Origin of the sequence: Pseudoalteromonas sp. SWXJZ10B, assembly GCF_015864475.1 — a bacterium.
Taxonomy (GTDB): domain Bacteria; phylum Pseudomonadota; class Gammaproteobacteria; order Enterobacterales; family Alteromonadaceae; genus Pseudoalteromonas; species Pseudoalteromonas arctica.
In genome coordinates this window covers 1-1,251 of sequence record NZ_JADYXD010000056.1, presented here as the reverse complement: position 1 = coordinate 1,251, position 1,251 = coordinate 1, and the positions used below count along the sequence as shown (strand labels likewise).

Annotated in this window: 1 protein-coding gene; it reads right to left on the bottom strand. The window is 41.1% G+C overall.

Annotated features, from left to right (window positions below; all coding sequences use genetic code 11):
- Window positions 1-8 precede the first annotated feature (8 nt).
- Window positions 9-1,189, bottom strand: a protein-coding gene (locus I6F54_RS20150) for an IS3 family transposase (RefSeq protein ID WP_165728178.1) whose coding sequence is annotated in 2 segments (ribosomal slippage) — window positions 9-931 and window positions 931-1,189 — 1,182 coding nt in all. Because the reading frame shifts where the segments join, the coding sequence is not laid out codon by codon here.
- Window positions 1,190-1,251: the final 62 nt, after the last annotated feature.

The following is a 1,251-nucleotide window of genomic DNA, read 5'->3' as shown; positions in this document are numbered from 1 at the left end:
TGTAGTGGTCAATAAAATTTGGCCACAGTTTTAGAATCTTGATATCTAACCTCAGATTCATTTGGCGCTAAACCGGCATTATAATGATGCGGCCTAACGTTGTTGTAATATCCGTTGATATAATCACTAACGCTATATTTAGCATCTATAAAATTTCCATATCCAACCTTTGGCATCCATTCCGTTTTAAAGCTTCTAAAAAATCGCTCCATTGGTGCATTATCCCAACAGTTTCCACGCCTACTCATACTTTGTTTGATTTTATAGCGCCATAAACGTTGGCGATATTTTAAACTTGTATAATGACTACCCTGGTCTGAATGAAACATCAGTCCTGTCGGTTTTCCTCTGCTTTCATACGCGAGTTCAAGCGCTTTTAGCGTTAAATTAGTATCTGGCGACAACGACATGGCCCAGCCAACTACTTTACGTGCAAATAAATCAATAACAACGGCTAAATAAGCCCAGCGATTACCTACCCAAATATACGTCACATCACCGCACCACACGGTATCTGGCTCAACAACATCAAATTGTCTATCAAGCAGGTTTGGAATTTCAAGGTGTTCATTACCGCCGCGTTTATATGAATGTTGAGGTACTTGGCAGCTTTCAAGCTTTAATTTAACCATTAGCTTAGCAGCACGATAACGACTCAATTCAAAATCATTGTTCGTTGCTATTGCCGCGATTGTCCGCGCCCCAGCTGAGCCACCGCTCATTGCATGTATTGCTTTAACTTCAGCCTCTAGCCTTACTTGCTCTGACGTCGGCGTTGTATCCCGTATAGCCCAATATTTATAGCTGCTACGATGCACATTGAATACGTTACACAGCACGCTAATTGGGTAACGCTCTCGTTGATTTAGTTTCTCGATTAACGAGAATTGTTCAGGGAGTCGGACATCAAGAGAGCGGTAGCCTTTTTTAATATATCCTTTTCTAATTCGATGCGTTGGATTTGCTTTTTAAGTTCGCGGATTTCAATTTGTTCGGGCGTCATTGGCGAAGCAGATGGTGTCTGGCCATTCCGCTCTTGCTTTAATTGAGTAACCCACTTACTGACGGTTGATTTACCCACCCCCATCGCTTTGGCTGCTTCTTCTTGAGTATAACTTTGGTCAACTACAAGCTGAGCTGTTTCTAATTTTATTGCTGCAGAATACGTTGCGCGTTTTAATTTCGTCATTTTTTCACCCAAATTTGTATGCTTATTAGCATAACATTTCTTTCTTAATGGGTGGCCAAAAT